The sequence below is a fragment of the Pseudomonas rubra genome, assembly GCF_028656935.1.
GTDB lineage: Bacteria > Pseudomonadota > Gammaproteobacteria > Pseudomonadales > Pseudomonadaceae > Aquipseudomonas > Aquipseudomonas rubra.
Window position 1 is genome coordinate 16,505 of the sequence record NZ_JAMDGZ010000066.1, and the last position, 25,964, is coordinate 42,468.

Consider the following 25,964-nt stretch of genomic DNA (forward strand, 5'->3'; position numbering starts at 1 on the left):
ATGAACGATGCCCAGGTGGCGGGACTGGCCGCTGCCATTTGTGCGACGGCTGAAGCCATGGGACAGGAAATGAACCCAGGCACTGCCGCGATGATGGCTGAGGACCTCTGCGCTTACCCGGTGGCTACCGTTCGCGCCGCCCTAAAGGCCTGCCGGCTGGAAGTGAAGGGGAGGCTCGCCATGGCCGAAATTCTGCAGCGAGTGCAGGCCGCTGACGGTCGCCCTGGCAAGGATGAGGCGTGGTCCATTGCCCTGACCGCCAGTGACGAAAGCGAGACCGTGGTGATGACTGCTGAGATTCAGCAGGCCATGGCCGCAGCGCAACCGGTTCTTGGGCTGGGCGACAAGGTAGGCGCCCGGATGGCGTTCATGAGCGCCTATGAACGGCTGGTTGCCGGGGCGCGGGCCGAGGCGAAACCAGCTGCCTGGAGTGTGTCCCTCGGTTTCGATCCGGTTCGCCGAGTGACGGCCATCGAATCGGCCGTGCGTATGCAGTTGATCACCCATGAGTCGGGCGCCAAGTACCTGGCCGATCTGCGCATCGGGCCCATCACCGATGACGGCCAGGCCATCGCCGGACTGCTCACCGGTACCACTGTCCAAGCATCCCCGAAGCTTCGCGCCAAGCTCGCTGAAGTTCGCTCAAGTGTTGAGGCGGCTAAGGCCAGACAGGAGCGCGAGAAGCGCAAAAAGGCCCAGGCCGATCGGGTCAACACATATCTGCGCAAGCGCAAGGCTCGCGAGGCCATCGCCGCGGCGCAACGAAAGGAAGGAATCTGATGAACATCGACAAATCGAAATTGCAGCCCCTGCTGTGGGCAGCGGTAGGTGCCTGGAGGGCCGGCGACCAGGACCTAGAGGAGCACACCGACGCGCTGGACGAGTTTCTCGGCGAGCTGACAGTGGAAGAGGTTGCCCTGGGCCTGCTCGAAGACCAGCAGTTGACTCGCCAAGCGAACGCGGCAGAGCAACCGCTTCTGGAGGTGGCCCATGGCTGACCGTATCAGCGTCAACTGCCAGGCCAAGCTCTCCGAGGCCATCACCTGCCTGACCACCATGTACCGCGACAAGAAGTTTGTGGTGGTGAGCCTGCGTCCGGGTAAGGACCGCACGCTTGATCAGAACGCATTGTGGTTCGCGTTCTACAAGCGCATTGCCGAGATGACCCAGATCGGTGACCCAGCCGATGCCAGGCGCTACTGCAAGCTGCACTTCGGCGTGCAGATCCTGCTGAACGACGACCAGGAGTTCCGGGAGTCCTGGTACCGGGTAATGCGCCATCTGCCCTACGAAGAGAAGTTGGCGATGATGGGCGGCTGCAAGCTGTTCGGGCCGGATGGTTTCCCTGTCACCAGTCTGTTCAACCGCGCCCAGGGCATCGCGTACACCGACCGCATCGTGGCTGAATTCTCGGCCAAGGGTGTGTTCTTCGGGGATCTTCTCGGGGAGGAGGCGGCATGAGCAGGCGTGATTGGTATGACCGTCGGCTCGACAAGCGCGTCGCTCTGCAGATCGCAGAAGAGCAGGGCCTCGTCGCTGACTGCACTGAGCTCAGGCAGACCCTCGTTGCCAAGCTCAAATCGGGCGAGATGACGATCGAGCAAGTCCAGGCCGAGCTGCGCAAAGTGAAGCACGATGCCAAGAAAAACGGCAAGAAGACCCGCTCGCAGATTTGGAGGTCCGCATGACGCGAACTGCCCTCAAGGAAGTGAAACAGAAGACCTGCAAGGCCTGCAGTGGGAAGTTCCGGCCGAGCCTGTCGACGCAGAAGGCCTGCAGCGTGAAATGTGCCCTGGACCTGGCCAAGCAGCCGGATAGCCAGAAGGTTGCCCGCAAGGCCATAGCCACCCGCGAGCGCCGCGAGATTCAGGTGCGCAAGGAGAAGCTCAAGAGCAGAGCGGACCACATGCGGGAATGCCAGATCGTCTTCAACGAGTGGGTGCGCCTGCGCGACGTCGCGCTGCCATGCGTGAGCTGCGGCCGGCACCACGACGGGCAATTCCATGCTGGCCACTATCGGACGGTAGGCGCCCACCCTGAGCTCCGCTTCGAGCCACTCAACGTCTGGAAGCAGTGCGCCCCCTGCAACAACCACAAGTCGGGCGACATCGTGAATTACCGGATTGAGCAGGTGCGCCGCATCGGCGCCGATCGGGTGGCTTGGCTGGAAGGGCCCCATCAGGCCCGCAAGTACACCGTCGAAGACCTGAAGGCCATAAAGGCCGAGTACCGGGCAAAGATCAAACGGCTGAAGGAGGCCGCAGCATGACTTGGACCATCATCGATACGGCCGGCATGTTGCTGCTGGTTATGGCAGTTGTATCCACCTGGTGCCTCGTTCGCGGGCAGATGATCGCAATGAAGCGCAAGCGTGAGGAGGGCGGCTCATGCAGCTGAACAGCGCACGGCAAGCCTGGCACGACTGCCTCTACACCGCCTGGGATAGCCAGGGCGCCTTTATCGAACAGCTTGGCCTCCTGGGCGCCATGGTGCAGACCACCGACAAACAGCGCAGCGCGAGTCATGCAGTACACCAGGCGTTGGCAGGGCAGGTGCAGGCCGCCATCTGTCGACTTCATGACCAGGTGCGAGTCTTTGGCAATTTCATGTACGCGCCGCGCTGCAGTGATGATGATCGTGAGCTAGCCGAGGAAACGGTTTTCAATTTGGCAGTGAGCCGATCGCCACGCATGACATCTGCGAAGCGCGAGCGATGCGAATTCGTGGCCAAGGGCGTGATGTTCCGGTACCGCCGTATGCACCAGGGTGGACAGTCTTCCTGTGAAGATCCCTTCGCAAGCCCGGAGTGGTTCAAGAAGTGGATCGATGATGTCTACGGCGTGAGCCTTCCATCGTGCGCCTGGACCAGGGACTGGGAGCCTTTTGTGGAAATCTGCTTCCAGGTGTGTGAGGACATCGACAAGAAGGCTCTTTCACCAATTGGGGCTGTTTTGTACGAAATGAAGGAGGCCGCTTGAGGGCCTATTGCTTTCCCGCACGCGTAGTGGCAAGATTTCCCCATCGTTACAGTTTTGCCTCAGGCAAACATACTCCAAAAACCGGCCAATGAGCCGGTTTTTTCATGCCTGCCAGAAGCACAAAAGCCCCGATCAGTTCGGGGCTTTTTCGTTTGCGCGGAATGGAAAAGAGAGGGCGACTCCAGAAGGTGTTAAGGCCACTTCCTGTAGCCGCCAGATCGCAGACTGTACCTGCAAGCCAGCCAAGGCCCTCACTGCTCGCGCGAGCGGGACGGAGCCTAACAGAAAATCAAACGGACTTGCAGATGCTTAAAGACTTTCGTTGTGGAAATTGCAACAGACTCCTCGCCCGCATGGGTGAGCATACAGAGCTCCAGATCAAGTGCTCCCGATGCGGGACGCTGAATCATGTGAAGGCCGCGAGCCTCGAGCAATCGCCCATGAGCGCCATACGCCCAATACAGAGGCCTGAACTTAAATCAGCTCAGTAACGGAGTTTAAAATGGAAAACGCAAACTCAGCGTCTCAAACCTTGCAAGATCTTTGGACTCAATTGGAACCGGTGGATAACACCGGCATGCTTAGGCGCGTGGTTTTTGCGGACGGCAAGTTCTATGCGGCTGGTGGCAACGGTCTTCCCACAACCACTCAGCTTGTCAGCGGCGACGCAACTGGTACAGCGTGGACCAAGCTTAAGGGCGTCGTCACCTCTGATAGCGGAAAGGTCCTCAACGACCTGTACTGGAACGGTCTTGGGACACAGCTTCAAGCCCTTTCTCAATCCGGCAGTGTGGTCTACGGCAGCACAGCACGACCTGAAAGGGCTTGGACGGACATTACGGCAACTGTTCGCGCGCCCGGAGACTTGCAAGGCATTGTGTATTATGAGCCAGTTCACGGCAGCAACACGACCTGGATACTGGTTGGGTCTAACGGTAAAGTCTATTCCCGTTATGGCGATTGGTCAGGCCAGGTGGAGCGCACTACGACCTTCACTTCTAGCGAGACTGTGTACTGCGTCAACGTCATTGGCGTTTTTGTGTTGGTTGCGGGATCGAATGGGAAGCTGCTTAGCGCTGTGAAGATGGCGACGAATGATTCGCAGTCATTCGCGACCAGAACCAGCACCTTCGGCACTAGCACCATCCTTTCCATGAAGCTATGCAACGGGAAAATGTTTATCGTTGGTGCGGATGGCAAGATGGCATATTCATCCGATGGGATTAGCTGGACTGCTGTTGGAGATACCAGTTTCGGTGGAACCATCATCCGCGACATTGCTTACGGTAATGGCAAGTATGTAGCTGTCGGCGACGGCGGCAAGACAGCCGTTTCCGAGGATGGGATCGGCTGGGTTCAGCAAGCCAACACTTTCGCAGGATCCGATATCCGGAGCGTCGCCTACGGCAACGGCAATTTTGTAGCTGTTGGTGCAGGCGGCAAGATTGCTTACTGGACTCCATGATCTTCTATCTCCTTGCGTAATAGAGCCCAGCCGTCGCGCTGGGCTTTTTCATTTCTGATTCAGGCTCGCCACAGCCAGGGTCGTCCTTCGGGGGATGCCTGGACGCGGATAAGCCGGTAGTGCCGCGATGTGAAAAACACCGGCAGCCCAGGCGATCGCGCCGCTTGCATGCGGATCGGCCTGAGACAGGGAGAGCGAGACCAATGCATATGGGCGTTGGCGCTGGACCTGTCTATGGCGGACGGCGGGAGAGACCGCGCGCCTATTTAGGCCCTCGACATTGATCGGGGCCTTTCTGTTTTCGGCCCCGCCACACCCATCGCTCCAAGCTGGGCGTGCTGCTGGGGCTGTTCTAATTCCAGTCGTACTCAATGGTGTCGAGAATATATAGCTATGCTGCCGGCTTGAAAGACTCGCTTGAACCACAACGGACATCTTTTGGCCGTTGTCGCAGAATAACTCTCGCCTGTGGGGAGGGTGCGCAGGGTTCCAGACCACTTCCCGATGTGCGATCTTGAATTATGTAAAGACCTCGAGTCTCGATTTATCGCCTGTGAGCGACATGAATGCGGCAGAGGCCGCGCAAATCATTCGACTTTAATAGGTGACAAATTATGGGTGCTCGTACACGTGTTCCTTTCACTGGCAGCGGTTCTTCGGTTCTTCCTGCCTATCAAAACATGACTCCAGGTCAGTTTCTGCTTTCTCCAAACGGCCGCTTCAAGCTGCTGCTGCAGGTGGATGGCAATCTGGTCATTCAAGACAACGGCGCCACCATCTGGGTGGCTAACGAAAATCAGCCCTATACCATGACTACTCGTCTGCGCAGAAAGGACCCTACGGCGTTTTACGTTCAGTATGGTGCTTTCTTGGAAGACCGGGTGCGTATGCGTGTGTGGCTGACTCAGAACAGTACCTTCACCAACAATGATCAGTGGAACCGTACCCACTTGATCCTTCAGGACGATGGCAACATCGTCTTAGTCGATTCGCTTGCAGTTTGGAATGGCACTGGCGGTATTCCGCTCGTTCCAGGCTCAATCAATTCGGTAGTCTTCCCGGTTGGTACTGAGCTTGTGAAGGGCCAGGTCTATCAAGCCGGCGCAAGCAAGATTGCATTTCAAGCGGATGGCAACGTTGCTGCATACGGCCCAGGCGGCAACGCTGTGTGGTCGACAAATACCCAAAACCGCGGCGCCACACGTGCAGTTTTCCAAGCTGACGGGAACTTCGTCGTCTATGGAGCGAACAACGTTCCGCTTTGGCAGTCTCACACTGCAGGCTTTCCAGGAGCCATCCTGCGACTACAACCTAACGGCGGCGTAGCGATCGTAAACGACAATCCGGTCTGGGCGCGTTTCGGGTTCAAGCCAACCTATCGACACATCCGGATTATCAACGTCGACAATGGAGTTTGGGTGACCAAGGACATCTTCACCTGGCCCAAACAACAGTAATCACTAAAGCAATATTTTTAGCTGTCTTAGTGATACAAGGTGATATTTCAACCTAACTGAGAGAGCCACAAGCTCCAATGCATCGCCTTTGAGCGACAAGAAAGCGGAATCCTCTGCGACAACTCATTCGACTCAATAGGTGAAAAAATGGACATCCAGACAATCGGCAAGAAATTTGTAAGCGTGAGCGTTAACGGTGCTTTTGGCCCGCATAAGCTTGTAGGCCCCGAACAAAATGTACATGGGTTGATTCTGCGTACCGTGAATTTTAATGCCACTTACACTGTGGTGGTGAGTGCGACACCGCCAGCGGATACCTTCGATAACAGCAAAACCATTGCATTCACTGCGAGGAGTCGGACCGAGCCTTTTATGGTTCCGGCAGGGTTGGGGGTTTATCTTCTGTTGGGCAATGACTACAACCGCAACATCAATGTCACTTGGGACTATCTCAACGCTGACGGCACAGTTGCCTAAGTCACGCTGAAGAGATCGGGCTCTGCGTAAACGCAGAGTTTCAAACAATACCGCGTGGCTTAGGCCGCGCACCTATTCAGGGCCTCGCCATCTTGCGGGGCTTTTTCTTTTTCGGCCCCACCACACCCTTCGCTCCGAGCTGGGAGTGCTGCTGGGGCTATTCTTATTCCAGTCGTGCTCAAGGGTGTCGAGCATACATAGCTATGCTGCCGGCTTGAAAGACTCGTTGGAACCACAACGGACCTCCTTTGGCCGTTGTTGCAGAATAACTCTCGCCTGCGGGGGATATCCCGAACTCCAGATCGCTTCCGATGCGGGATGTTGAATCATGTGAAGGCCACGAGCCTCGAGCGATCGCCTCTGAGCGACATCGGTGCAGCTAAATCTGCACTTACGATTACTCGACTCAATAGGTAAACCAAATGAACAAAATTCTCAGTGCATCACTTCTAGGTATGTTGGCGCTCTTTGGTGCCAGCACAAACGCCTTTGCGGACACCGCCATGTCCTGGAACCTGGCAAAGGACACGATTATGGCGAAGGAGAGTTCCCCAGCAGGTTTTGCTTGGGCTTTCATGCAGAACTCATCTGGGGTGAACAAGGCAGAAAACTACATTGCGCTGCCGAATTTCAAGGCAGACACGTGCAGTGATCTGCCGGTGACATGTTGGCAGGATCTCGCATCCCAAGCCCACGTATCGGTGCATCTCAAGCAGTACACCTATCCCTTGAACGGCGGCTTTTCCATCCCGGCAGGCAACGTGGCTTTTCACCCCGGGAAAAATAGCCAGACAATCATTCGCTGGTCGAGCCCAGTTTCTGGCGCGGTCAATATTCTCGGTCGCGTGAACAGCATCCACAGCAGTTGTGGCGATGGTGTGGCCTGGTCTCTGAACTCGGGTGACACAGTTCTTCAGTCGGGCAGCTTGGACAAAGGTAATGGCGCTGTATTCTCGGTCAGCAAGGTGCCCGTCACCAAATCGTCCGCTATTTATCTGGTTCTGGACAAGAAGGCCAACTACTCCTGCGACACCAGCACCATCGATATGCTCATTACCAATTAACCACGGTGCTGTTCAGTCGCTTCAGGAGATTGTGCGCGCCAGGTGAAAGAGGATGCGCAAGACCGAACGACTGATGCCAATGCCCAATAGCCCCGACATCCTCGGGGCATTGTGTTTTGAGCTGCTCCGGGCCAATGCAGGCCTTTTTTATCAAAGCTCCCTAAAGGGGAGGAACCGAGATGGCACATATGCCCGACAAACCAGACACCTGGCTCATAGCGCTTGCGTGGCTCAGTCAGCATGCACCCGCTTTCTATGCGGCCGGCCTGGCCGTGACGATTTCAGCGCTGCGGATCATTTACGGCGGAGGCACCAAGAAGGCGGCCTTCCTCGAAAGCCTGCTGTGCGGTTGCATTACCCTGGCGATGCTTTCCGGGCTTGAGCTGGTGGGCATCCCCCAGTCGGCCGCCGGGATCGTTGGCGGGATGATCGGCTTGCTTGGCGTAGACAAGATCCGCGCCTACGCCGACCGCTTCACTGGGTTCAAGTTGCCGGGGCGTAATCCCGAGCCGTAATCCGCTCCACAAATTCAAGGTGTGCCGTTTCGTGGCGCGAACATCACCAGAGGAATGAGCCATGGACAACCAACACAAGAAGATTACCGGCTACCGCGACCTGAGCCAACGCGAGATCGACGGTATGAACTCGATCAAGGCCTTGGAAGCGGACGCCGGCGAGCTGTTCAAGCAGATCGGCCGGATCGAGGGGGTTGATCCGCGCCTTCTGGCCCTGGCCAAGACCAACCTGCAGCAGGGCTTCATGTGGTTTGTGCGCTCGATCGCCAAGCCCGCTGACCCGTTCGCCTGAGGATGCGCAGATGGCCGTCAAGGTTCTTGAATTCAAGCGGGAAGACTGGCGTGACGCCGCCAAGACCCTGCGCAAGATCGCCGATGACCTTGATGCTGGCGAGCATCCTGAATGCACCGTGGGCGCGCTGACTATCATCGCTCCAAAGGGAGAGGTGACCGTATTCGGTCTTGGTCCGAAGTGCGACGACCTGCAATGCCTGGGTGCCATGCGGCTGGGTGAGCAGAAGCTGATTGATGTGTTGCTTGATGGCGGGGAAGGGTAGGTGTGCCGCAGGTGAGTGCGGCACTACTACTTATCAGACTTTCAATGCGTCTTGTATTAGTTTTACGTATCCGGATAGCCTTTCCATCTCCCAGGGGAGCTGTTCGTTATTGTTTGGGGAATTTGAAACCTTTTCTGCAATCAGTTCTAAGGCAGCAGAAACAGCAAATGCCCTTTGTGCGTCTGGCGGGAGGCTGTGGTAGGTACCCTTACTAAGGGTGGTAATTGCTTTGATTGCTTCTGACATGTCGCGCTCCTTGCGTTGAATTGAAACTCACCAATACCGGCAAACATCCACCATTTCAAGCTCCAGGTGACCTATGGACAGGCCGTACCCGCCATCGTCACTGCTTGAGCTGTCGGAGCTATCCGACTTCGGTGTTCGCCTGATACCGGCTCCCGAAGTGTGGGAATGGCTCCAAGCCGAGATCCTTGCCGATGCCGGTAGCATCCATAACCCTGAGCATGCCCACTTGATCGACGCCAACATCGGCGTGCTGTGGGCATCGACGGGGTTCGCCAAGCAGGGGCGGGTTGTTCTCGGCCAGGCCGAGCAGATGATGTTTCGCGCAGGTGGATGGCAGAAGGCTCGCCAAGAGCAACAGATGTTGGACTGGTTTGGCGAAGTGCCGGACTACCTGATCACCCTGGCCGCTGACTATTGCGCCCAATGCACCGACGCGGAGTTCTGCGCCCTGGTCGAGCACGAGCTCTACCACATCGCCCAGGCGACCGATCAGTACGGCGCGCCCAAGTTCACCCAAGAAGGTCTTCCCAAGCTACAGATGCGCGGACACGACGTTGAAGAGTTCGTCGGTGTGGTTCGCCGCTATGGGGCAGGGGAAGACGTTCAGCAGCTGATTGATGCTGCAAGCAGGTCGCCTGAGGTGGCCAAGATCAACATTTCGAGGGCCTGCGGAACCTGTCTACTGAGGTCGGCCTGATTCTAGACAGGCCCTAGACGGATGAAACCATATGGCAGCCCTGACAAACGAGGTGAAGGGCTTCATTGTGCAGGCCCTGGCATGCTTCGACACACCTACCCAGGTGGTGGAGGCCGTCAAGAGTGAATTCGGCCAGGTGGTGACCCGCCAGCAGGTGGAGAGTCACGACCCAACCAAGGCATGCAGTCGCGGCCTGGCCAAGCGCTGGGTGACCCTGTTCGAAGACACCCGCAAGCGCTTCCGCGAAGAGACAGCAGAGATCCCGATCGCCAACCGTGCCTATCGACTTCGCGCCCTGGGCCGGATTGCGGAGCGCGCTGAGACCATGAAGAACTTGCCACTTGCCATCCAGGTGCTGGAGCAGGCGGCCAAGGAGGTTGGCGATATCTACGTCAACCGGGCCGCCAAGGTTGACGACTCACTGAATTCAGTACCACCAACTTCCGTCCGGGTAGAGGTGGTCGACGCGAGGAAGCGGGATGCCGACGCTTAATGTGCCCCAGGCGCAGTTCCTCGCCATGCCTCACAAGTTCCGCGGCTTCGTTGCTGGGTTTGGCTCAGGGAAGACCTGGGTAGGTTGCTCCGGGCTTTGCCAGCACGTCTGGGAGTGGCCACGCATCAACGCCGGCTACTTTGCCCCGACGTATCCGCAGATTCGGGACATCTTCTTCCCAACGATCGAAGAGGTGGCCTTCGACTGGGGGCTGCGTATCAAGATTAAGGAGTCGGACAAAGAGGTCGACTTCTACAGCGGCGGGCAATACCGCAGCACGGTGATCTGCCGGTCGATGGAGAAGCCCGCGACCATCGTCGGCTTCAAGATTGGTCACGCCCTGGTCGACGAGCTCGACGTAATGGCCAAGCTGAAGGCTGAACAGGCCTGGCGGAAGATCATCGCGCGGATGCGCTACAAGGTGCACGGCCTGAAGAATGGCGTGGATGTTGCCACGACACCTGAAGGGTTCAAATTCACCTACCAGCAATTCGTAAAGCAGATCAGCGAGAGACCAGAGCTGAAGACGCTGTACGGTCTGGTCCAGGCCAGCACCTACGACAATGAGGCGAATCTGCCGGATGACTACATCTCGTCCTTGGAGGACTCCTATCCGCCACAGCTGATCAGAGCTTACCTGCGTGGCCAGTTCGTCAACCTCACCTCCGGCGCTGTCTATCCCGACTTTGACCGTAGGCTGAATCACAGCAACGAGGTGGAACGTGAGCGTGAGCCGCTGCTGATTGGCATGGACTTTAACCGGCTGAAGATGAGCGCCGTGGTGTATGTGCTCCGGGGCGGCTGGCCAATTGCGGTGGCTGAAGTCACCGATGGGCGCGATACGCCGTACATGGCTGACCTGCTCAAACGCCAATACGCGAGTAAGGGTCACCCGATCCAGATATTCCCGGATGCCTCGGGTGCCAACTCCAGCAGCAAGAATGCCAGCGAGTCGGACTTGAGCATCCTGCGGCAGGCAGGCTTCTCCATTCGCGTGAACAGCACGAACCCCGCCATTGCCGACCGAGTGAACGCCGTGAATGCCCTGATCCTAAATGGGCAGGGCGAACGACGACTGAAGATCAACACGAACAGGTGCCCGCACCTCACCGACGGCCTGGAACAGCAGGCATACGACAAGAACGGCATGCCGGATAAATCCAGCGGCGTGGACCACCTGAACGACGCAGGCGGCTACCCATTGGCGTTCCTGTTCCAGATTTCCAAACCGATGACGACGACCCAATCCCTGAGAATGTGACCATGAGCGATAACCCGAGCATCACGCTGCCCGCTGTCGACGCGATGCGCGCCTACTGGGCCGTGATCTCGCCGCTGATGGGAGGGACGATGGCGATGCGCGCGGCGGGCAAGACCCTGTTACCGCAATACCCCGCCGAGGATGACTCCTACAAGGAGCGTCTGCGCCTCTCGACGCTGCTGCCGGCGTATTCCGAGACGGTCGGCAACATGACCTCCCGGGTGTTCGCCGAGCCGCTGCAGGTCGGTGACGATGTGCCTGAGGCCATCCAGGTGATGGCCAAGGATATCGACTTCGCTGGCAATGACCTCAATTCCTGGTCGGTGGAGTTCTTCCGCGAAGGCCTGAACCATGGTCTGTGCCATGCGTTCGTTGATCACCCGCCTGCTGAGGGTGTTCGCACCCAGGCAGATGAGCAGGCTGCCGGTGTGCGTCCCTACGTTGTCCTGGTGAAGCCTGAGCAGGTTCTGGGCTGGCGCTCCAAGGGCGGGGTGCTCACGATGATCCGCTATATCGAAGTGGTCGAGGAGGAGGACGGCGACTTCGGCGCCAAGTGCGTCGAGCAGGTCCGAGTGTTGGAGCCAGGCAAGTGGCGGACCTACCGCCGTGCCGAGAAGGGCGGTGCATGGGCGCTGCATGACGAGGGCACCAACAGCCTGACCAGCATCCCTTGGGTGACGTTCTACACCGGGCGAACTGGCTTCATGACTGCCAAGCCGCCGCTGCTGGAGCTGGCTCACCTCAACGTTAAGCACTGGCAGAGCCAAAGCGACCAGGACAACATCCTGCATGTGATTCGGGTACCGATTCTGGTCCGGATTGGCGTGCAGCCGACTTTCAACGATCAAGGCCTTCCGGTGCCGCCAGAGTTCAAGGTAGGCACTGGTGCGCTGACCGACCTGCCGGCCACCGGCGACCTCAAGTATGTCGAGCACACCGGTCAGGCGGTTGATGCTGGCCGTACAGCGCTGCAAGACCTGATCGGCGAGATGCGCATGGCCGGGGCCAAGCTGCTGACCCCCGAAAAGGCCGCCACCAAGACCGCCACGCAGGCGGAGGAAGAGGCAGCACAAGAGCTTTCGCCGCTGGCGCGCATGGCGAGTCACTTCGGCGACTGCTTAGCGCAGCTGCTGCAGTACATGGCCGACTATCGTGGCCTCGGCGAGGGTGGCGCGGTGGAGATGCGCGGTAACTTCGACGTGGACTATATGCCGGAAGTGTCACTTCCGACCCTGGTGGCCATGGCGAACGCCGGCATGATCTCCAAGGAGACGCTATTCACCGAGATGCAGCGCCGCGGCGTGATCAGTGACGAATACGACTGGGACGAAGAGCTTGAGAAGATCGAGTCCCAAGGCCCTGCGCTTGGTGCGCTGTGATGAAGACGGCCAACGAAAGGCTGTTGAATGAGCTGATCGGGCACGAGGTGGACCTTTCCCGGCTGAGCAATGGCCAGGTCAGGGCGATCATCAAGATCCTGAACAGCAAGGATGCCGAGCTGCGGGCTGCGCTCATTGAGGCTATCGATAATCTCGGTGCTGATCTATCGGCGCCGGCAGTAGATAGGGCGCTGGCTGACGTACTGCGCCTTAACCAAGCCACGCTCGTCGAGATCCGGCAGGCGCTGGACCAGGCCACCGATAGCTTGATCAGCTACGAGCTCGCTTTCCAGCAGGGTGCGCTGCGAGCAGTTCTGCCTGCGGTGGTGCAGGACGCTTTCCCGGTCGCTGCGCCAGTGTTCAGCCAGGTCAGAGCGATTGCCCAGGCCAGGCAATTCCAGGGGCGCTTGCTCAGGGAGTGGGTGGCCGGCATCGAGGCGAACCGCGCTGCTGCAGTTCGCGATGCGGTCCGCGCCGGCGTGGTCGAGGGGCGCACGACTGCCGATATCGTCCGCACCGTCATGGGTACTCGGGCACAGAACTATGCCGACGGCATCCTGCAGAAGCCCAGACGCGAGGTTGAGGCGGTCGTCAGGTCCGCCATATCGCACACCGCTGAAACGGCCAGTGACGCCGCCTACGAGGCCAACAGAGACATCATCAGCCATGTTGAATGGCTCAGCACCCTGGACACGCGCACGTCGTCCGATTGCCGCATCAGGGACCGCCTGCCGTACACCTTGGGCACCTACAAGCCGATCGGGCACAAGATCCCGTGGCTGGCCGGACCGGGGCGCATTCACTTCTGTTGTCGTTCGACCAAGCTGCCGATCCTCAAGAGCGCCGCGAAGCTCGGCTTCAGCGACAGCGCGACGCGGGCCAGCATGGATGGGCAGGTTCCGCAGTCGACCACATACGCGGACTGGTTGCGTCGGCAGCCAGCAGCGCGCCAGGACGAGATTCTCGGGCCGACGCGAGGGCAGTTAATGCGCGAGGGTGGCCTGAAGCTGGAAGCCTTCTACAACGACAAGGGCAAACTCCTTACGTTGGAGGAGCTGCATGAGCGGGTGCTGATCACGTCGGAAAACGCGTAATACAGCAACCATCTAGAGAGGTTGATCACCCACAAGTTTTGCGGCTTAATGCGAGCGCTCATGTCGAAAGGCCACTACATATGTGGATAGATCGGCTGGGCATGACCAGAAAACGAAAGTTTGTTTAGAGGTTCGCATATGATCGGTAGCACAGGTAAGTTCAAAGTGAAAACCATCTTATTCAATGATGGTGAATTTGCGATTGCTCAGGGGCACTGGGAAGGGCAAGACAATCTGTCTACAGCGTGTAGGTGGCATGAGCCGGAGGGGATAGGTTATCCGCAGACATTTGGGAAACCCCAATGGATGATTTTGCCTACAAGTGATGTAGAAATTGACGCGTCTGGGAAGACTAGCGCGCCATTGATAAAGCTGGGTTTCGGAAAGAAACGTAAGCCTTTCTATTCGTTGGAGCTTATCGACGAGGAGTCTGGTTGTTCCGTTCATACGATGAGCTCGGAATCGCCATTTAGCCCAATCGCAGTCGGCGATTTTTTTAGCGCGCCGCAAGCTAGATTTCCCGGCGAGACGCCATCTAAAGGCGGGCGCCTGGTCAAGCGTATACAGCACATCATTAACGAAGTAGACGGGGCAATTTGGCATTCGACCATGGTTACTCTCGGTTCCTCAGCTACCTGACAGTTTGCTACAAGCAATCCAAACAAAGACCTCGGCATTGCCGGGGTTTTTTTATGCCTGCGGTTCGGATGGACGGGGCGCAACTGGGGCCGGATGGCCTGCGATGGGCGGATGCCCGGAGACCGATATGAAACTGAAGCTCGACGACCAAGGCCATGTTGTTGTTCAGGATGGCAAGCCCGTCTATGTGCACGATGACGGTAAAGACACCATCGCCCTTAATGCTGGAGTTCGGAAGGTGAGTTCGCCGGACGCTTACCGATGTACCAAAGGCGAAGGGCGACTAGCCACGTCTCTGATTGTCATCCCTTCAACTTTCAATACGGCGTTTGCTTTTTTGGCTGACGCCTCGAAGGCCTGAAGCTCCTTTGCGGAAACGATGAAAAGGATGCGGAAGCAATCAGGCCTCAAACGCAAAAAGCCCTGACTAATCAGGGCTTTGAAGGTGGCGGAAGCGTAGAGATTCCAACTCTAGGATAGTTGCCCATCGACGGTTTTCAAGACCGATACGAAGAACCCCGCCCGCTGCACCTTTACGTCACATTTTAGTTCCAAAACTTTCGAGCTACCGCCCGCCTACAGGCCGCATTCTGCCACGGTACGTGCTTTGAGTTTTGGAACTGATTTCCGTGCCTTGAAACCCCATGTCGCGTGGTGGCGACAACGCTGACGTCAACTATATTGATATCGCCTGGATTGGCCAGGAGCCACAAAAAGGATGTTGATATGGCTGATGATTTGAGCAAGCGCGGCCCTCAGGACCGCAACCGCGTGAATACCTCTGAGGCATGGGAGCTAACATACTGGTCTACCACATTTGGGGTGACTAAGGACCAGCTGATTGCAGCTGTCAAAGCTGTTGGCCCAATGGTAGTGGACGTGCGGAAAAAGCTCGGCAAGTAATACTCGGGGCCTTGGCGAATAGCCACAGATCCCACCACTCTTCCGGCGTTCTGCCGACTGAACACACCCCCTCCCCCTACAGCTCGTCACCCTAAGCTAGTCAAGGTGTGCGCTCGATCATAGCGCTCGGCGCATTCCAGCCAGGTTGGACGCACGCTTCCTGAAAGCCAGTATCTACGTGGTCTTAAAGGGTTGCTGCGATAGCATGTACCATTTGAGCTTTCAGAATCGCCTGATGTCCATTGATACTTTGATTGATTAAGCTGCAACGCTCTTTCCGCCCTGTAGCCCTCTTCATGAAGCATTTGACTCTACAGAATCCCCTGCTCGGCATTGTCGTGACAACATTGCTGGCCTGCGTGTCGGACGCGATGGGGGCGAATTGCACATTCAACACTTCCACCACCACTCAAACCCTCAACTTCGGCTCGGGCCTGGCCAGTGGTGGCCTGACAATCCCCGCCGACACGCCGGATGGTACAGTGGTCTACCAGGACACCGTGCAGCAATCGACATGGTACTATTGGTCGTGCAAGTATAACTCGCTGTATGGTGTAGCAGTAAATCCAGCGCTGGGCACCCCGCCCAGTAACGTAACGACCTTCCCCTTAGGTAAAACGGGGCTCTCGTTCCGTATCTGGATGGACATATTAAGTCGATATGAGCCTTCTTTATTTTCGATCGCCCCCAAAAGCTATGCTGTTCCATCCGGTACGGTCCGCCTGGAAATCATCAAGTCAGGCCCATTGGCATCGCAAGTCAATATTGCTGCCGGTAATCTGGGCAACCTGCAATCAGGCGAGCTGATTCTGAATAAGTTCAACCTGGCCAATGCTCTGATAGTGAATGCTGCCTCCTGCCAGACGCCTGCCGTCCCCGTAGCCATGGGTGACGACTATCAACTCCAGGAATTTCGCGAAGCGGGCGCCACGCCGCGCACGGTGCGTTTCGACATTGCCTTGAATCAATGCCAGACCGGCATCAAAAAAGTGACCTATTCGCTCAAGGCCAACACCCCTGTCATCGACGGTCCGAATGGCATTGTTGCGCTCAACGCACGGTCCACCGCCAAAGGTATCGGCCTGCAATTGATGAATGCTCTCGGCCAGCCAATCGCACTCGATACCACCTACCCGTTCGACGCGTTCACCACGACCGGCCTCAACTTCAAGATCCCGCTATCTGCAGCCTACTACCGTCTAGGCACTGAAGAACTCCGGGCGGGCAGCGCTAACACCGAGGTGACCTTTATCGTGAATTACCTGTGAGGCATTGTAGGGACGTCTGATTTTCCCCCACTGCATCTGATGTATTCGAATGATTTTGGGAGAGCACTGCAGTGGGAAATGTGCGCAACCGGGGGGGGGGGGGGGCGAACTGATCAGGCCTGATTAGTGGCGTGTTGCGCTTTCGCCGCCCAGCGCACGTAACTGATACTCGGTGACAGCCTGATAAAGCGACTCGGCCTGCAGCCTCAGACGCTCAACCTCCTCTGCTGGCTGGCCGGCGTCCCGGGCCACCTGGTAGCACGGTTGCGCATCGATGGCCTGCTGGATCATTCCCGCAATGGTCTTCCTCACGCCACTGCTCCGGCTATTTGATCAGAGCAGTATAGGGCGCCTCACACGCCAGCCCAGCTAGTCGGGCTCGGTCATACGCTTTCGCCAGCTCTCCCGCTCGAGCGTCAGCCCGTGTGAGCAGGTCGGAAAGCACCATGGCGGTGCGGGTGGTTGATGAACACTTGCCCGCCCTGGATAACGAACGGCGAGGACAACGTGCCGTTAATCCCGTTCACCGAGAGGTGTCGGGTCTGGTAAGCAACTGGCTTCCCACCCACACTGGATGGGCTACCAGGTCCGCGCTACAGTTCCTGGAAGGGCAGGTAACGCCTAAATCACGAGCAAGGAGGTTGCTGATGTTTGCGAAGCTGTTGGTGACGGTTGGAATCGTCTTTTATGCGGTGGTCGTACCGATTTTAGAAGTCAACGAGACTCATGTCTTCAACCAGGCGTGGGAGCCACACGCACGGCTTCATGAGGTCTGGCAGCTGTTTACCAACACCGCGCTTGGAGCATTTAGTACCTGGCTTGTCTGGGGCAAGAATAATCTCCGGCTTGCGAGCCTTCTCACCATTTTTGTGACCGGCGGATTCTTGATGGCTTACTGGTTGCGGGATGGTTACGGCGGGTCGATGGTTCTTTCTGACGGCTCTGAAAAGATGATCCTGGGTATGAATTTGGGGCTGTTTGCTTACGCCCTTGCCATTGTATTGGCAGGTGTTGCCATTGCGATTGACCAGCGAAAACGGATCGTGTCCCAGGAAGTGCTGTAACTGAACCAGCCGAAGGCGCCCTGTGGGCGAAAGAGGATGGTCATCGTGGTTCTTGGCTAACGTTGAGTTTGCGAAGACCTAACACTCACCAAGGACACCACGATGACCAAGCCCACTATCGCATTGACCGAGCTGGTGTTCCCTCGGTGCTGTCCGATGTGTAACTGAAGCTGGCGAGCGATCGAAAATACCCGGCACAGGCCGCAATGCTGTTCACTCAAGCGCAGCAACCTTGCGATCCACCGGAAGCCGGGTCTTTGATCGCTTCACCGTCCTCGGCCTTGAGGGCTTTGGACGGTAATCCTTAAATATCCCTCCTACAAGCCAACAACACCGGCCACACAGCCTGACAAAGCACAGATACAAAAATTAACATTAGGAAAACTCATTTAAATCAATCTATTAGCTACTTTCTAGAGTTAAGATACAAAAAATTTCAAAACTCCCGTGTACAGGTGTGAAATGCCAAGGGTAACTTCACCCTCAAGCTATGCGGTCAACTGCTAATGGAATGCAGGCTGTAGCAAACCGGATCTTCATGCCTCCACCGGGTTTGCACCTACTACAATAAAGGGAGCTAATCGTGAACTGCATTTTCTGTTCAATCGCCAAGAAAGAATCACCGGCTGCCGTTGTCTACGAAGACGAGCAATGCCTGGCCTTTCTCTCTATCCAGCCGATTACTCCTGGCCATGTCCTGGTCATTCCCAAGGCCCACGCAAGCGGCCTGGGTGATATCCCTCCTCAAACCTGTGGCCACATGATGCGTGTGGGTCAACGGGTGGCGGCCGCCCTGCGTGAAAGCGGCTTGAGCCTCAATGAACACCCCTGCGAAGGTATCAACCTGTTGCTGTGCGATGGCGCGGTGGCCGGGCAGACCGTGGGCCACGCCCACCTGCATGTACTGGCCCGCTTTGTCGGTGACGGTTTCAACCTGGGTCATGCGGACCTTCCACTCGCTACGCCCCAAGTGCTGGGCGAGCGCGCAGAGCAGATCCGTCGCGCCTTGACCTCGCTGCCACCGGTTTAACTGCAAGTCGCTTTGGTTTAAAGGCACGCCCGCGATAAGCGGGGTGCGTGCCTTGCTGTGCGCAGTCAGCTAATGATCAACTTGTAGGTATCTACGCAAGGAGGCGAAGCCATGTATTGTACTGTGGAAACTTAGGTTGTGCGCTGGGCTGAGTTGAACACTACAAATCACAATAAGAAGGGAATTCTCATGCCGTCACTCGCAAGTAATAAGGCTGCCTTGCCTTCGGCGAATATGCAGTTGGTAAAGGATGATTCAGCCGGTTCGGCAATCTACAGTTTCTATGATTCAGTACTTCAAGAGTTGTGCCAGTCTGACAAGGTTAACGTCAGGCAGGTGGTGACGCCCGCGCAGTTTCTCGAACTGTCTCGTGCCCGCAGCCGGTTGTACGGGCAGCGAAAGGTTTACTACAAGACGTTGTTTGGTAACGCGGTCGACGACACCGTATGCCTGGATGACTACGACCCGCGTTCCTACGTGTTTGCCTTTTATTATGATGGAGAAATAATCGGCACCCAGCGTATTACGCCTTTCCCTCACGAGTCGGGCGAGTTCATCAGCCATGAACAACTGGTACGGTTCTCCGGGCCCAATTACGAGAATGAGTGCGTCGAGCTCTCGCGGCTTATTGTCGACAAGCATTCCCCGGTCAAGAACGTGGTCAATGGATTGGCGATGACCGGCGCCTCGCTGGTTGCCCTGGAAGGCGGCTACAAAACCTTCATCACTTACGTAAAACCACGGCTTGCGCCGAAGTTCGACAGCTTCGTCTTTGATCAGGACGGTATCTTCTTCCAGATCAAAGCCCGCGGTGATCACTACTACGCCCTGTACAAAGGCGATCTGATGCCGTCGGTCACGCCCTTCTTCGGCCTGCAAAGCTGCCCTGCCGACTTGAAGAACATTGATGACTTGATTCGCTACACCTTGGCCGCCCGTACTGCGAGGCAGTCACTGGCGGGATGAACATCCAAAAACAACGACAACATTGAGGTTGATCCAAGATGGAAGCCAGGAACAAAGAAGTGGTCATCGAGTTTTACGAACGCATGTTTGTTCAGCGGGAACTGGCGGTCGCCGATACGTTGATTGCCAAAGATTATGTGCAGCACAACAACGTATTTATTCCACCGCGCCGTGAAGGCTTCAAGACCTATTTTACGCAGTTCTTCAAAACATTCCCCGAGTCGGGTGCCAGCATTGAACGGGTATGCGCCGAAGGCGATTATGTGTTCCTGTATGCCAAGCACTGGGCCAAGCACAGGTTCTTCACCGTGAATTACAAAGTGATCGATATCTACCGTGTGGAAAACGGTGTGCTGATGGAGCACTGGGACACTATCGAAGGCCTGGGGTTCTTCTCCAAGTTCATCTATATCATTAAGTCTGTACTGCGCCTGTAAGTCCGTGTTTGCCTGAAATTATAAAAAGTGTCATGAATGATTTATCAATCCGCCAAGGAAGAGAGTGAAATGACTGAAGTGACCGCGTTTCGCAAAGAGCTGAAAGCCGTCTGTGATGCCGAATGGGAAAAGATCAAGGCCGGCCGCTTTTTCCAGATGATGAAACGCCCAGAGTTGCAGCGTGACCTCTACATCAAGTCGATTGTTCAGGTGTATCACTACACCAAAAACAACGCGATCAACCAGGCGGTGGCGTGCTGGAACCAGGACCATAAAAAGGTCGGCCTGCTGCGTTTTGCGATGAAGCATGCGCTGGAAGAACTGGGTCATGAAAACATGGCGTACAACGACCTGATCGCCATTGGCGTCGACAAGTCCGAGTTCGATAAACCGATGTTGCCGGCCACAGAGGCGTTCTACGGCTACCTGGATTTCGTCTCTGTGTGCCGCGGCATCATTCCACGGCTGGGCTACAGCTTCTGGGCCGAGGACTGCTACGAGCACCTCGAGCCATTGATGGATGTCTGCAAGAACCATCTCAAGCTGACCGACCAACAACTTACCTTCTTTGTCGCCCACGCGATCATCGACGAGAAACACTCCGAGCAAGTCAACGCAGCGATCGACCGCTGGGTCGTGACCGATGAAGAAAAAGAGGCGGTCAAGCAAGTCGCACGCACCACGGTTTACTTGATGGGCAAGATCCTCGAGTCGGTCGCCGACGAGTTCTGAGGCTTGGCAACAGGCGTCCTCGCGCACCCCGCTGCGCGAGGACTTTTTTACATGGCGTGCACATCAATAAAACGATCGGTCGGTCTGGCGCTTGTCCAACCGCCTGGCTGCCACGGTCAATTCACGAGGAGGTGACATGAGTAGCAATAGCGACATGATTACCTGGGGCATGATGCTGCGCAAAATCCCCTTGATCGCCCGGGCCATTCCTCGGCTCGTCAGGGGAATCAAAACTTCCAAGCTCAAGGTCGATCAGCCCTGCGGCCTAGGGTGGGCCTTCGAACAGGCGGTTGCGCGCAACCCCCACGGGCCGGCGTTGCTCTACAAGGACAATCGTTTCAGTTATGAACAGGTCAACCAGTGGGCCAACCGTTTCGCCCACTACCTGCTTGCCCGTGGCCTGAAAAAAGGCGATGTGGTCGGCATATTTATTGAAAATCGCCCGGAATTGCTGGTCAGCGTGCTGGCGGTCAGCAAGATCGGCGGTATCTGCGCCATGCTCAACACCTCGCAGACCAACAACGTCCTGATCCACAGCTTGAGCCTGGTCAATCCCTCGGCGATTATCGTCGGCGAAGAGTTGGTGCCATCCTTTGACGCGGTGCGTAACGAGGTTGCCATCGATGAGCTGAGCACGTTCTTCCTGGCCGACACCGACACCACTCTCGATGCCGGCGTCGCCCCCGAGGGTTACATCAACCTGACCCGCGCCAGCGAAGCGCATTCTGCTGTCAATCCGGCGACCACCCAGCAGGTCTACCTGGACGACGCCTGCTTCTACATTTACACCTCCGGCACCACCGGTTTGCCCAAGGCCGGGGTGTTCAAGCACGGGCGCTGGATGAAAGTCTACGGTAGCTTTGGCATGATCGCCCTGGATATGCGCCCCGATGACATCGTCTATTGCACCTTGCCGCTCTATCACGGCACCGGGCTGTGCGTGACTTGGGGCTCGGCATTGGCCGGCGCCTCGGGTTTCGCCATCCGCCGCAAATTCAGTGCCAGTCAGTTCTGGAATGACACTCGCAAATTCAAGGCCACCACCATTTGCTACGTCGGTGAATTGTGTCGCTACCTGATCGACCAGCCGCCCGCCGGCAACGATGGCGACAACCCGGTGGTGAAAATGATTGGCAACGGCCTGCGCCCGGGCGTGTGGAACGACTTCAAGAGACGCTTCAACATCGAACGGGTCTGCGAGTTTTATGCCGCCAGTGACGGCAACATCGGCTTTACCAACATCCTCAACTTCGAAAACACCATTGGCTTTGCCATCAATGCCTGGTCGCTGGTGGAGTACGAACACGACACCGGCGAGCCGCGGCGCAACGCGAACGGTTTCATGCAGAAAGTCGGCAAGGGTGGCCAAGGCTTGTTGCTGGCCAAGATCGACGACGATTCCCCATTCGACGGTTACACCGATCCGGAGAAGAGCAAAAAGGTGGTGCTGTACGACGTTTTTGAAAAGGGCGATCGTTACTTCAACAGCGGTGACCTGATTCGCGATATCGGCTTTGGCCACGCCCAATTCGTCGACCGCCTAGGGGACACCTTCCGCTGGAAAGGCGAAAACGTCTCCACCACCGAAGTCGAAAACATCATGGTGCAACATCCCCACATCGCCGAAGCCGTGGCCTACGGTGTGGAAATCAAGAACACCAACGGTCGCGCCGGGATGGCGGCCATCACCCCATCGGCTCCGCTGGAACAACTGGATTTTTGCGACCTGCTGCGCTTCGTCAAACGCCAGATGCCCCACTACGCGGTGCCGATGTTCCTGCGCATCAGGACCTGCATGGAAACCACCGGCACGTTCAAATACCAGAAAACCAAACTAAGGACCGAAGCCTTCGACCCCAGCCAAACCGGCGAAGACCCGGTCTACGCTTGGCTACCGGGTACCGAAACCTATGTGCGCGTGACTGAGCAGGTGCTGCAGGACATTCATGGCGGCAAGTTCCGCTACTGAAGGGCAACTGCGCGAGCGTCAAACCACAACGCCGAAAAAATGCGTAATGCTGCTCACTCAAGGGGAGCAGCCTTACGCTTCCTGGTATCCCCGTTATAGCGCTTCGCGCCTGGCAGTGTTCTTTGAGGCATTGCGTCGCTACGAAGAGGCGAAAGGTTTGCTTGCTGTTGATGAAGTGGAACAGCTTCGCATCTATGCAGAGTGATTTTTCGAAGCTGTTTAGGCATATCAACGTCGCGCTGCGCGGCTGAGAGGGCCCCATTCGAGAATCTTGGGTTGTTGATCGCGAGCGCCAAGCTTTCGATTCGACTCTTGCGACGCTTGGAACTCGGCTCGAATTCACTGCATCGTTCGGGCTGAACCATGGAAACGTCCTTGCAAAATGCATCCTCCTCCTGGGGGGAAGGATGCACCATGACTTTCCGCGACTGAACACATAAAGAAAATCTAGCGCATCGATCTCGAAAAATATCTGTTCTGGATGGTGGCATGTTGCTACATTTTGCGCCGAAATTTGACAAGGATCGGGGTCTATATGAAACATCTACTTTTTCTGACACTCATCGCAACCAGCTCTGTCATGAGCGGCTGCGTTGTTCAAAGCACTTACAGCAAGACGATTGCCGTCACCAAGGATGCAGAGGGGAAAGTGGTGCAGACCGTTGAAACTGAAACTGTCATACAGCCAGCCCAAGGCTACCCGATGCGTCTTCAGCTCATAAAAGGCATTCAGACAAACTGACGAGCGCTTGCATGCATAGAGCCCACTTTCGAGTGGGCTTTTTGTTTTCAGGAGTAAATCACAAGCCCATTACCGGGTAGTTGCTGGAGATCCCAAGGTCTGAATCGCCCCGGATTCTCTAATCTAATCAGCAAGGCGCTCTCATCGAGTCCAGGCTATCGTCGAGCGCGAACGGCGCAACGCAATGCTCTGGGCGCTGAATGCTGTCGACATACATAAAAGACGGCGGAGTACTAATGTACTCCCATGCTTGAGTCGCGAACTGTCCGAAGATGAATGAGCCAAAAATCATGGCTGATGGCTATTACGGCAATGTACGATCCACGTTTTGTCATAGGCATGGATAGCTGCTCATGGAGTTTCTGGCATTAATCGCAGGCATAACCGCCTGTGTGTTTCTGGTGCAAAGCCTCAAGGCAAAGGGACTGATCAGTCAGCTGAGAATGGAGCTGGGGTCCAGGCAGAACGAGTTGAAGAGTAGTGAAGAGGAGGTGGTCTCCCTTCGGCAACAATTAGATCGAGAACTGAAAGAGCTGGAGCGCTTCAAGGACATCTTGGATGCGGAGACTGAAGCTGCGCGTATCCTGGGTGAAGCCAGATCTGAACGGAACCGCCTTTTGCAGCAGGCCCAGGCGAAAGTTAACCAGGCCGAAGACCGCCTGCAGCAGGCCGTTGCAGATGCCGCCAAGATTATTGCCGATGCCCAGACGCGTGCTGAGCAGGTCGCCGGAGATGCTTTGGCGGCAATGGGCAAAGCCAAACATTACGCCGATGCCGCCCAGGCCATGAAGAACGTTGTGGAAGGGTACGGCGACGCGTACATCGTTCCGACCTACAACCTCTTGGATGACCTCGCAGAGGAGTTTGGCTTCACTGAGGCCGGCCAGAAACTCAAAGCGGCTCGAGACTTCACGCGTTTCATGGTCAAGGCGGGAAGGGCGGCAGCGTGTGATTACGTTGAAACGAATCGACGTGACACCGCCGTGCGGTTCGTGGTGGACGCTTTCAATGGCAAGGTCGACTCAATCCTTTCCCGCTCCAAGTCCGACAATCACGGCAAGCTTGAGCAAGAGATTCGTGATGCCGCCGCTCTGGTCAACCTGAACGGGGCTCCTTTCCGTAACGCTCGAATCAATGAAGAGTATCTGGTTTCCCGACTGGAAGAGTTGCGCTGGGCCGTGACCGCAAAACTGCTCAAAGACCAGGAGCGTGAAGAACAGCGTCAACTGCGCGAGCAAATCCGTGAGGAAGAGAAAGCTCGCCGGGAGTATGAGCGGGCGATCAAAGAGGCTGCCAAAGAAGAAGCCACCTTGCGTAAGGCGCTTGAGAAAGCCCAGGAGCAAGTGGCGGCTGCCAGTGCCGCCGAGCGAGCCGAGTTCGAGGCCCGGCTGGCATTACTTCAGGAGCAGCTGCAGGCCGCTGAAGACAAGAACCAACGTGCGCTGTCCATGGCTCAGCAGACTCGCGCTGGACATGTCTATGTCATTTCCAACATCGGTTCATTCGGTGAGCAGGTGTTCAAAATCGGCATGACGCGACGCCTGGAACCACTGGATCGGGTGCGTGAGCTAGGGGATGCAAGCGTTCCGTTCGAGTTTGATGTACACGCAATGATCTTTAGTGACGACGCACCTGGGCTTGAGAAACAGCTTCACCGTCACTTCCTGCGAGAGCAGGTCAATAAGGTCAACCCACGCAAGGAGTTCTTTCGCATTGGCTTGCCTGCCATCCGGGCCGAGCTCGAAGAGCTGGGTGTCGAAACGCAATGGACAATGAGTGCCAAGGCGCTTGAATTCAAAGAGACGCAGCGCATCGAGCAGCAGATCATCGAAAACCCTGCCATTGCCGCAGAGTGGACGCGCCATCAGCTTGAAGTGGAAGAAGCCATCGAGCTGTCCGAAGAGGAGGCTTTGGCTTCGGCTTAGGTTCTCTTGGGGCAGGTTGGACACTGTTGCAACACAGACAGGTCAGGTTCGAGGGCGCGGTGGTTGAGCGTCCACACATCGTCCCAGGCCTCTTCCCCATAAACGATGAGTAGCCACTCACTCCTCTTCTGTAAGCACTTTCACCTGACCTGAGTTCACCGCCTTGAGCAGTTGCTCGTGGTCGTGCTCCGTCTGGTCGGCATAGCGCAGGGCAAAATCGCCCAGTGCTTCGTCGAAGGCGTCGCCCTTTCCCAGGTAGCCTGCGATCGTTGCCGCGTCGCCAGACTTGGCGTGAGCGCGTGCCAGGGTCAGGCCGCAAAAGTCCGCATAGCGCTCCAGCTGCACGGCATTGATATGTTCAAGCGGTACTGACATTTTCATGTCGCGTAACTGTCTCACGAAAAAGTCATATCCGGCCCGGCCCCGCGTCCAGCCCAGGAAGATGTCGCTGGACGATTGCATCAGGCGCTGTCCCATGACTACCCGTTGGCCTTGATTCTTGAATTGACTCTTGCCTGCGTAAGGTTCGAGTACGGAACGACAGGACTCTTTAAACTGTAAAATCAGTGGGTGGTTTTCCTCGGAAACGGTGCGTGTCAATGTACC

At 56.7% G+C, this 25,964-nt stretch carries 37 protein-coding genes and 1 pseudogene; 33 read left to right on the forward strand and 5 right to left on the reverse strand.

All coding sequences use genetic code 11. The features are described from left to right. The 15 genes from M5G17_RS24795 to M5G17_RS24870 all read left to right on the forward strand — a co-directional run bounded on the left by M5G17_RS24795 (nt 1) and on the right by M5G17_RS24870 (nt 8,513). Nucleotides 1-780 (forward strand): hypothetical protein, encoded by a 780-nt coding sequence (locus tag M5G17_RS24795; protein ID WP_273895498.1) that lies wholly within the window; start codon nt 1-3, stop codon nt 778-780. Next, nucleotides 780-998, forward strand: coding sequence for a hypothetical protein (locus M5G17_RS24800; protein ID WP_273895499.1), 219 nt, complete (start codon nt 780-782; stop codon nt 996-998). Before M5G17_RS24795 ends, M5G17_RS24800 begins: the two co-directional genes overlap by 1 nt. Beyond that, nucleotides 991-1,461, forward strand: coding sequence for a hypothetical protein (locus M5G17_RS24805; protein WP_273895500.1), 471 nt, complete (start codon nt 991-993; stop codon nt 1,459-1,461). Before M5G17_RS24800 ends, M5G17_RS24805 begins: the two co-directional genes overlap by 8 nt. Further along, entirely contained in the window at nt 1,458-1,688 is a 231-nt protein-coding gene (locus M5G17_RS24810; protein WP_273895501.1) for a hypothetical protein, read from the forward strand. The genes M5G17_RS24805 and M5G17_RS24810 overlap by 4 nt, the downstream gene beginning before the upstream one ends. Beyond that, nucleotides 1,685-2,269 carry a recombination protein NinG gene (locus M5G17_RS24815; protein WP_273895502.1) on the forward strand — a complete coding sequence of 195 codons (585 nt, stop codon included), beginning with the start codon at nt 1,685-1,687 and terminating at the stop codon, nt 2,267-2,269. The genes M5G17_RS24810 and M5G17_RS24815 overlap by 4 nt, the downstream gene beginning before the upstream one ends. Continuing rightward, nucleotides 2,266-2,397, forward strand: a complete 132-nt coding sequence (locus M5G17_RS24820; protein WP_273895503.1) for a hypothetical protein — start codon at nt 2,266-2,268, stop codon at nt 2,395-2,397. The genes M5G17_RS24815 and M5G17_RS24820 overlap by 4 nt, the downstream gene beginning before the upstream one ends. Further along, nucleotides 2,388-2,978 carry a hypothetical protein gene (locus M5G17_RS24825; protein ID WP_273895504.1) on the forward strand — a complete coding sequence of 197 codons (591 nt, stop codon included), beginning with the start codon at nt 2,388-2,390 and terminating at the stop codon, nt 2,976-2,978. Before M5G17_RS24820 ends, M5G17_RS24825 begins: the two co-directional genes overlap by 10 nt. 305 nt (nt 2,979-3,283) lie before the next feature. Beyond that, entirely contained in the window at nt 3,284-3,469 is a 186-nt protein-coding gene (locus M5G17_RS24830; protein WP_273895505.1) for a Com family DNA-binding transcriptional regulator, read from the forward strand. 11 nt (nt 3,470-3,480) lie between these two features. Further along, nucleotides 3,481-4,443 carry a DUF6242 domain-containing protein gene (locus tag M5G17_RS24835; protein WP_273895506.1) on the forward strand — a complete coding sequence of 321 codons (963 nt, stop codon included), beginning with the start codon at nt 3,481-3,483 and terminating at the stop codon, nt 4,441-4,443. A 614-nt stretch (nt 4,444-5,057) separates the two neighbouring features. Next, the gene (locus tag M5G17_RS24840) at nt 5,058-5,900 is read left to right on the forward strand and encodes a putidacin L1 family lectin-like bacteriocin (protein ID WP_273895507.1); all 843 of its coding nucleotides are present in this window, start codon (nt 5,058-5,060) and stop codon (nt 5,898-5,900) included. Between the two features lie 147 nt (nt 5,901-6,047). Beyond that, entirely contained in the window at nt 6,048-6,377 is a 330-nt protein-coding gene (locus tag M5G17_RS24845; RefSeq protein WP_273895508.1) for a 3-methyladenine DNA glycosylase, read from the forward strand. A gap of 422 nt (nt 6,378-6,799) precedes the next feature. Then, entirely contained in the window at nt 6,800-7,441 is a 642-nt protein-coding gene (locus M5G17_RS24855) for a hypothetical protein (protein WP_273895509.1), read from the forward strand. Nucleotides 7,442-7,620: 179 nt separating this feature from the next. Beyond that, on the forward strand, nt 7,621-7,956 hold the full coding sequence (locus M5G17_RS24860) for a phage holin, lambda family (protein WP_273895510.1): 336 nt from the start codon (nt 7,621-7,623) through the stop codon (nt 7,954-7,956). Between the two features lie 61 nt (nt 7,957-8,017). Beyond that, a complete protein-coding gene (locus M5G17_RS24865) occupies nt 8,018-8,248 on the forward strand; it encodes an Acb2/Tad1 domain-containing protein (protein WP_273895511.1) in 231 nt (76 codons plus the stop codon). Nucleotides 8,249-8,258: 10 nt separating this feature from the next. After that, nucleotides 8,259-8,513, forward strand: coding sequence for a hypothetical protein (locus tag M5G17_RS24870; protein ID WP_273895512.1), 255 nt, complete (start codon nt 8,259-8,261; stop codon nt 8,511-8,513). Between the two features lie 33 nt (nt 8,514-8,546). On the opposite strand, the gene M5G17_RS24875 is transcribed toward M5G17_RS24870, so the two are convergent. Next, nucleotides 8,547-8,759, reverse strand: a complete 213-nt coding sequence (locus M5G17_RS24875; protein WP_273895513.1) for a hypothetical protein — start codon at nt 8,757-8,759, stop codon at nt 8,547-8,549. A 73-nt stretch (nt 8,760-8,832) separates the two neighbouring features. Here M5G17_RS24875 and M5G17_RS24880 point away from each other — a divergent pair, with 73 nt between their 5' ends. The 9 genes from M5G17_RS24880 (at nt 8,833) to M5G17_RS24920 (ending at nt 16,493) form a co-directional block, all read left to right on the forward strand. After that, a complete protein-coding gene (locus M5G17_RS24880) occupies nt 8,833-9,456 on the forward strand; it encodes a putative metallopeptidase (protein ID WP_273895514.1) in 624 nt (207 codons plus the stop codon). Nucleotides 9,457-9,487: 31 nt separating this feature from the next. Then, nucleotides 9,488-9,949: a DUF2280 domain-containing protein gene (locus M5G17_RS24885; protein WP_273895515.1), complete on the forward strand. Its 462-nt coding sequence runs from the start codon at nt 9,488-9,490 to the stop codon at nt 9,947-9,949. Next, complete coding sequence (locus M5G17_RS24890; RefSeq protein WP_273895516.1) at nt 9,936-11,210, forward strand: terminase large subunit domain-containing protein; 1,275 nt, start codon at nt 9,936-9,938, stop codon at nt 11,208-11,210. The genes M5G17_RS24885 and M5G17_RS24890 overlap by 14 nt, the downstream gene beginning before the upstream one ends. Nucleotides 11,211-11,212: 2 nt before the next feature. Continuing rightward, nucleotides 11,213-12,589 carry a DUF4055 domain-containing protein gene (locus M5G17_RS24895; protein ID WP_273895517.1) on the forward strand — a complete coding sequence of 459 codons (1,377 nt, stop codon included), beginning with the start codon at nt 11,213-11,215 and terminating at the stop codon, nt 12,587-12,589. Further along, nucleotides 12,589-13,683 (forward strand): hypothetical protein, encoded by a 1,095-nt coding sequence (locus tag M5G17_RS24900; protein WP_273895518.1) that lies wholly within the window; start codon nt 12,589-12,591, stop codon nt 13,681-13,683. The genes M5G17_RS24895 and M5G17_RS24900 overlap by 1 nt, the downstream gene beginning before the upstream one ends. A 138-nt stretch (nt 13,684-13,821) precedes the next feature. Further along, nucleotides 13,822-14,322: a hypothetical protein gene (locus tag M5G17_RS24905; RefSeq protein WP_273895519.1), complete on the forward strand. Its 501-nt coding sequence runs from the start codon at nt 13,822-13,824 to the stop codon at nt 14,320-14,322. 127 nt (nt 14,323-14,449) lie between these two features. After that, nucleotides 14,450-14,683 carry a hypothetical protein gene (locus tag M5G17_RS24910; RefSeq protein WP_273895520.1) on the forward strand — a complete coding sequence of 78 codons (234 nt, stop codon included), beginning with the start codon at nt 14,450-14,452 and terminating at the stop codon, nt 14,681-14,683. A 365-nt stretch (nt 14,684-15,048) separates the two neighbouring features. Then, nucleotides 15,049-15,225: a DUF3606 domain-containing protein gene (locus M5G17_RS24915; protein WP_273895521.1), complete on the forward strand. Its 177-nt coding sequence runs from the start codon at nt 15,049-15,051 to the stop codon at nt 15,223-15,225. Nucleotides 15,226-15,521: 296 nt separating this feature from the next. Further along, nucleotides 15,522-16,493 carry a fimbrial protein gene (locus M5G17_RS24920; RefSeq protein WP_273895522.1) on the forward strand — a complete coding sequence of 324 codons (972 nt, stop codon included), beginning with the start codon at nt 15,522-15,524 and terminating at the stop codon, nt 16,491-16,493. A 123-nt stretch (nt 16,494-16,616) separates the two neighbouring features. Here the strand turns inward: M5G17_RS24920 and M5G17_RS24925 are convergent, their stop codons facing one another. The 3 genes and pseudogenes from M5G17_RS24925 to M5G17_RS27755 form a co-directional block, all read right to left on the reverse strand. Beyond that, nucleotides 16,617-16,805 carry a hypothetical protein gene (locus M5G17_RS24925; RefSeq protein WP_273895536.1) on the reverse strand — a complete coding sequence of 63 codons (189 nt, stop codon included), beginning with the start codon at nt 16,803-16,805 and terminating at the stop codon, nt 16,617-16,619. Nucleotides 16,806-16,818: 13 nt separating this feature from the next. After that, nucleotides 16,819-16,953, reverse strand: a pseudogene (locus M5G17_RS24930) (DUF2514 family protein); the annotation flags it as partial. Further along, on the reverse strand, nt 16,910-17,062 hold the full coding sequence (locus M5G17_RS27755) for a phage tail tip fiber protein (RefSeq protein ID WP_420793617.1): 153 nt from the start codon (nt 17,060-17,062) through the stop codon (nt 16,910-16,912). The gene M5G17_RS27755 and the pseudogene M5G17_RS24930, both read right to left, overlap by 44 nt. A 78-nt stretch (nt 17,063-17,140) precedes the next feature. Between M5G17_RS27755 and M5G17_RS24935 the strand changes: the two genes are divergently transcribed. The 9 genes from M5G17_RS24935 to M5G17_RS24975 all read left to right on the forward strand — a co-directional run bounded on the left by M5G17_RS24935 (nt 17,141) and on the right by M5G17_RS24975 (nt 25,358). Beyond that, nucleotides 17,141-17,557, forward strand: a complete 417-nt coding sequence (locus M5G17_RS24935; protein WP_273895523.1) for a hypothetical protein — start codon at nt 17,141-17,143, stop codon at nt 17,555-17,557. A gap of 583 nt (nt 17,558-18,140) precedes the next feature. Beyond that, the gene (locus M5G17_RS24940; protein ID WP_273895524.1) at nt 18,141-18,587 is read left to right on the forward strand and encodes an HIT family protein; all 447 of its coding nucleotides are present in this window, start codon (nt 18,141-18,143) and stop codon (nt 18,585-18,587) included. Between the two features lie 189 nt (nt 18,588-18,776). Further along, nucleotides 18,777-19,553 (forward strand): N-acyl amino acid synthase FeeM domain-containing protein, encoded by a 777-nt coding sequence (locus M5G17_RS24945; protein ID WP_273895525.1) that lies wholly within the window; start codon nt 18,777-18,779, stop codon nt 19,551-19,553. A gap of 38 nt (nt 19,554-19,591) precedes the next feature. Then, the gene (locus tag M5G17_RS24950; RefSeq protein ID WP_130264105.1) at nt 19,592-19,990 is read left to right on the forward strand and encodes a nuclear transport factor 2 family protein; all 399 of its coding nucleotides are present in this window, start codon (nt 19,592-19,594) and stop codon (nt 19,988-19,990) included. Nucleotides 19,991-20,026: 36 nt separating this feature from the next. Further along, nucleotides 20,027-20,722 carry an iron-containing redox enzyme family protein gene (locus M5G17_RS24955; RefSeq protein WP_273895526.1) on the forward strand — a complete coding sequence of 232 codons (696 nt, stop codon included), beginning with the start codon at nt 20,027-20,029 and terminating at the stop codon, nt 20,720-20,722. Nucleotides 20,723-20,858: 136 nt separating this feature from the next. Beyond that, nucleotides 20,859-22,691, forward strand: coding sequence for a long-chain-acyl-CoA synthetase (locus tag M5G17_RS24960; RefSeq protein ID WP_273895527.1), 1,833 nt, complete (start codon nt 20,859-20,861; stop codon nt 22,689-22,691). Continuing rightward, entirely contained in the window at nt 22,669-22,896 is a 228-nt protein-coding gene (locus M5G17_RS24965) for a hypothetical protein (protein WP_273895528.1), read from the forward strand. The genes M5G17_RS24960 and M5G17_RS24965 overlap by 23 nt, the downstream gene beginning before the upstream one ends. Before the next feature lie 330 nt (nt 22,897-23,226). Beyond that, nucleotides 23,227-23,433, forward strand: a complete 207-nt coding sequence (locus M5G17_RS24970; RefSeq protein WP_273895529.1) for a hypothetical protein — start codon at nt 23,227-23,229, stop codon at nt 23,431-23,433. A 353-nt stretch (nt 23,434-23,786) separates the two neighbouring features. Then, nucleotides 23,787-25,358: an SNIPE associated domain-containing protein gene (locus tag M5G17_RS24975; protein ID WP_273895530.1), complete on the forward strand. Its 1,572-nt coding sequence runs from the start codon at nt 23,787-23,789 to the stop codon at nt 25,356-25,358. A 117-nt stretch (nt 25,359-25,475) separates the two neighbouring features. On the opposite strand, the gene M5G17_RS24980 is transcribed toward M5G17_RS24975, so the two are convergent. Further along, a partial coding sequence (locus tag M5G17_RS24980) for a DUF2252 family protein (RefSeq protein WP_273895531.1) occupies nt 25,476-25,964 on the reverse strand: 489 nt, incomplete at its 5' end.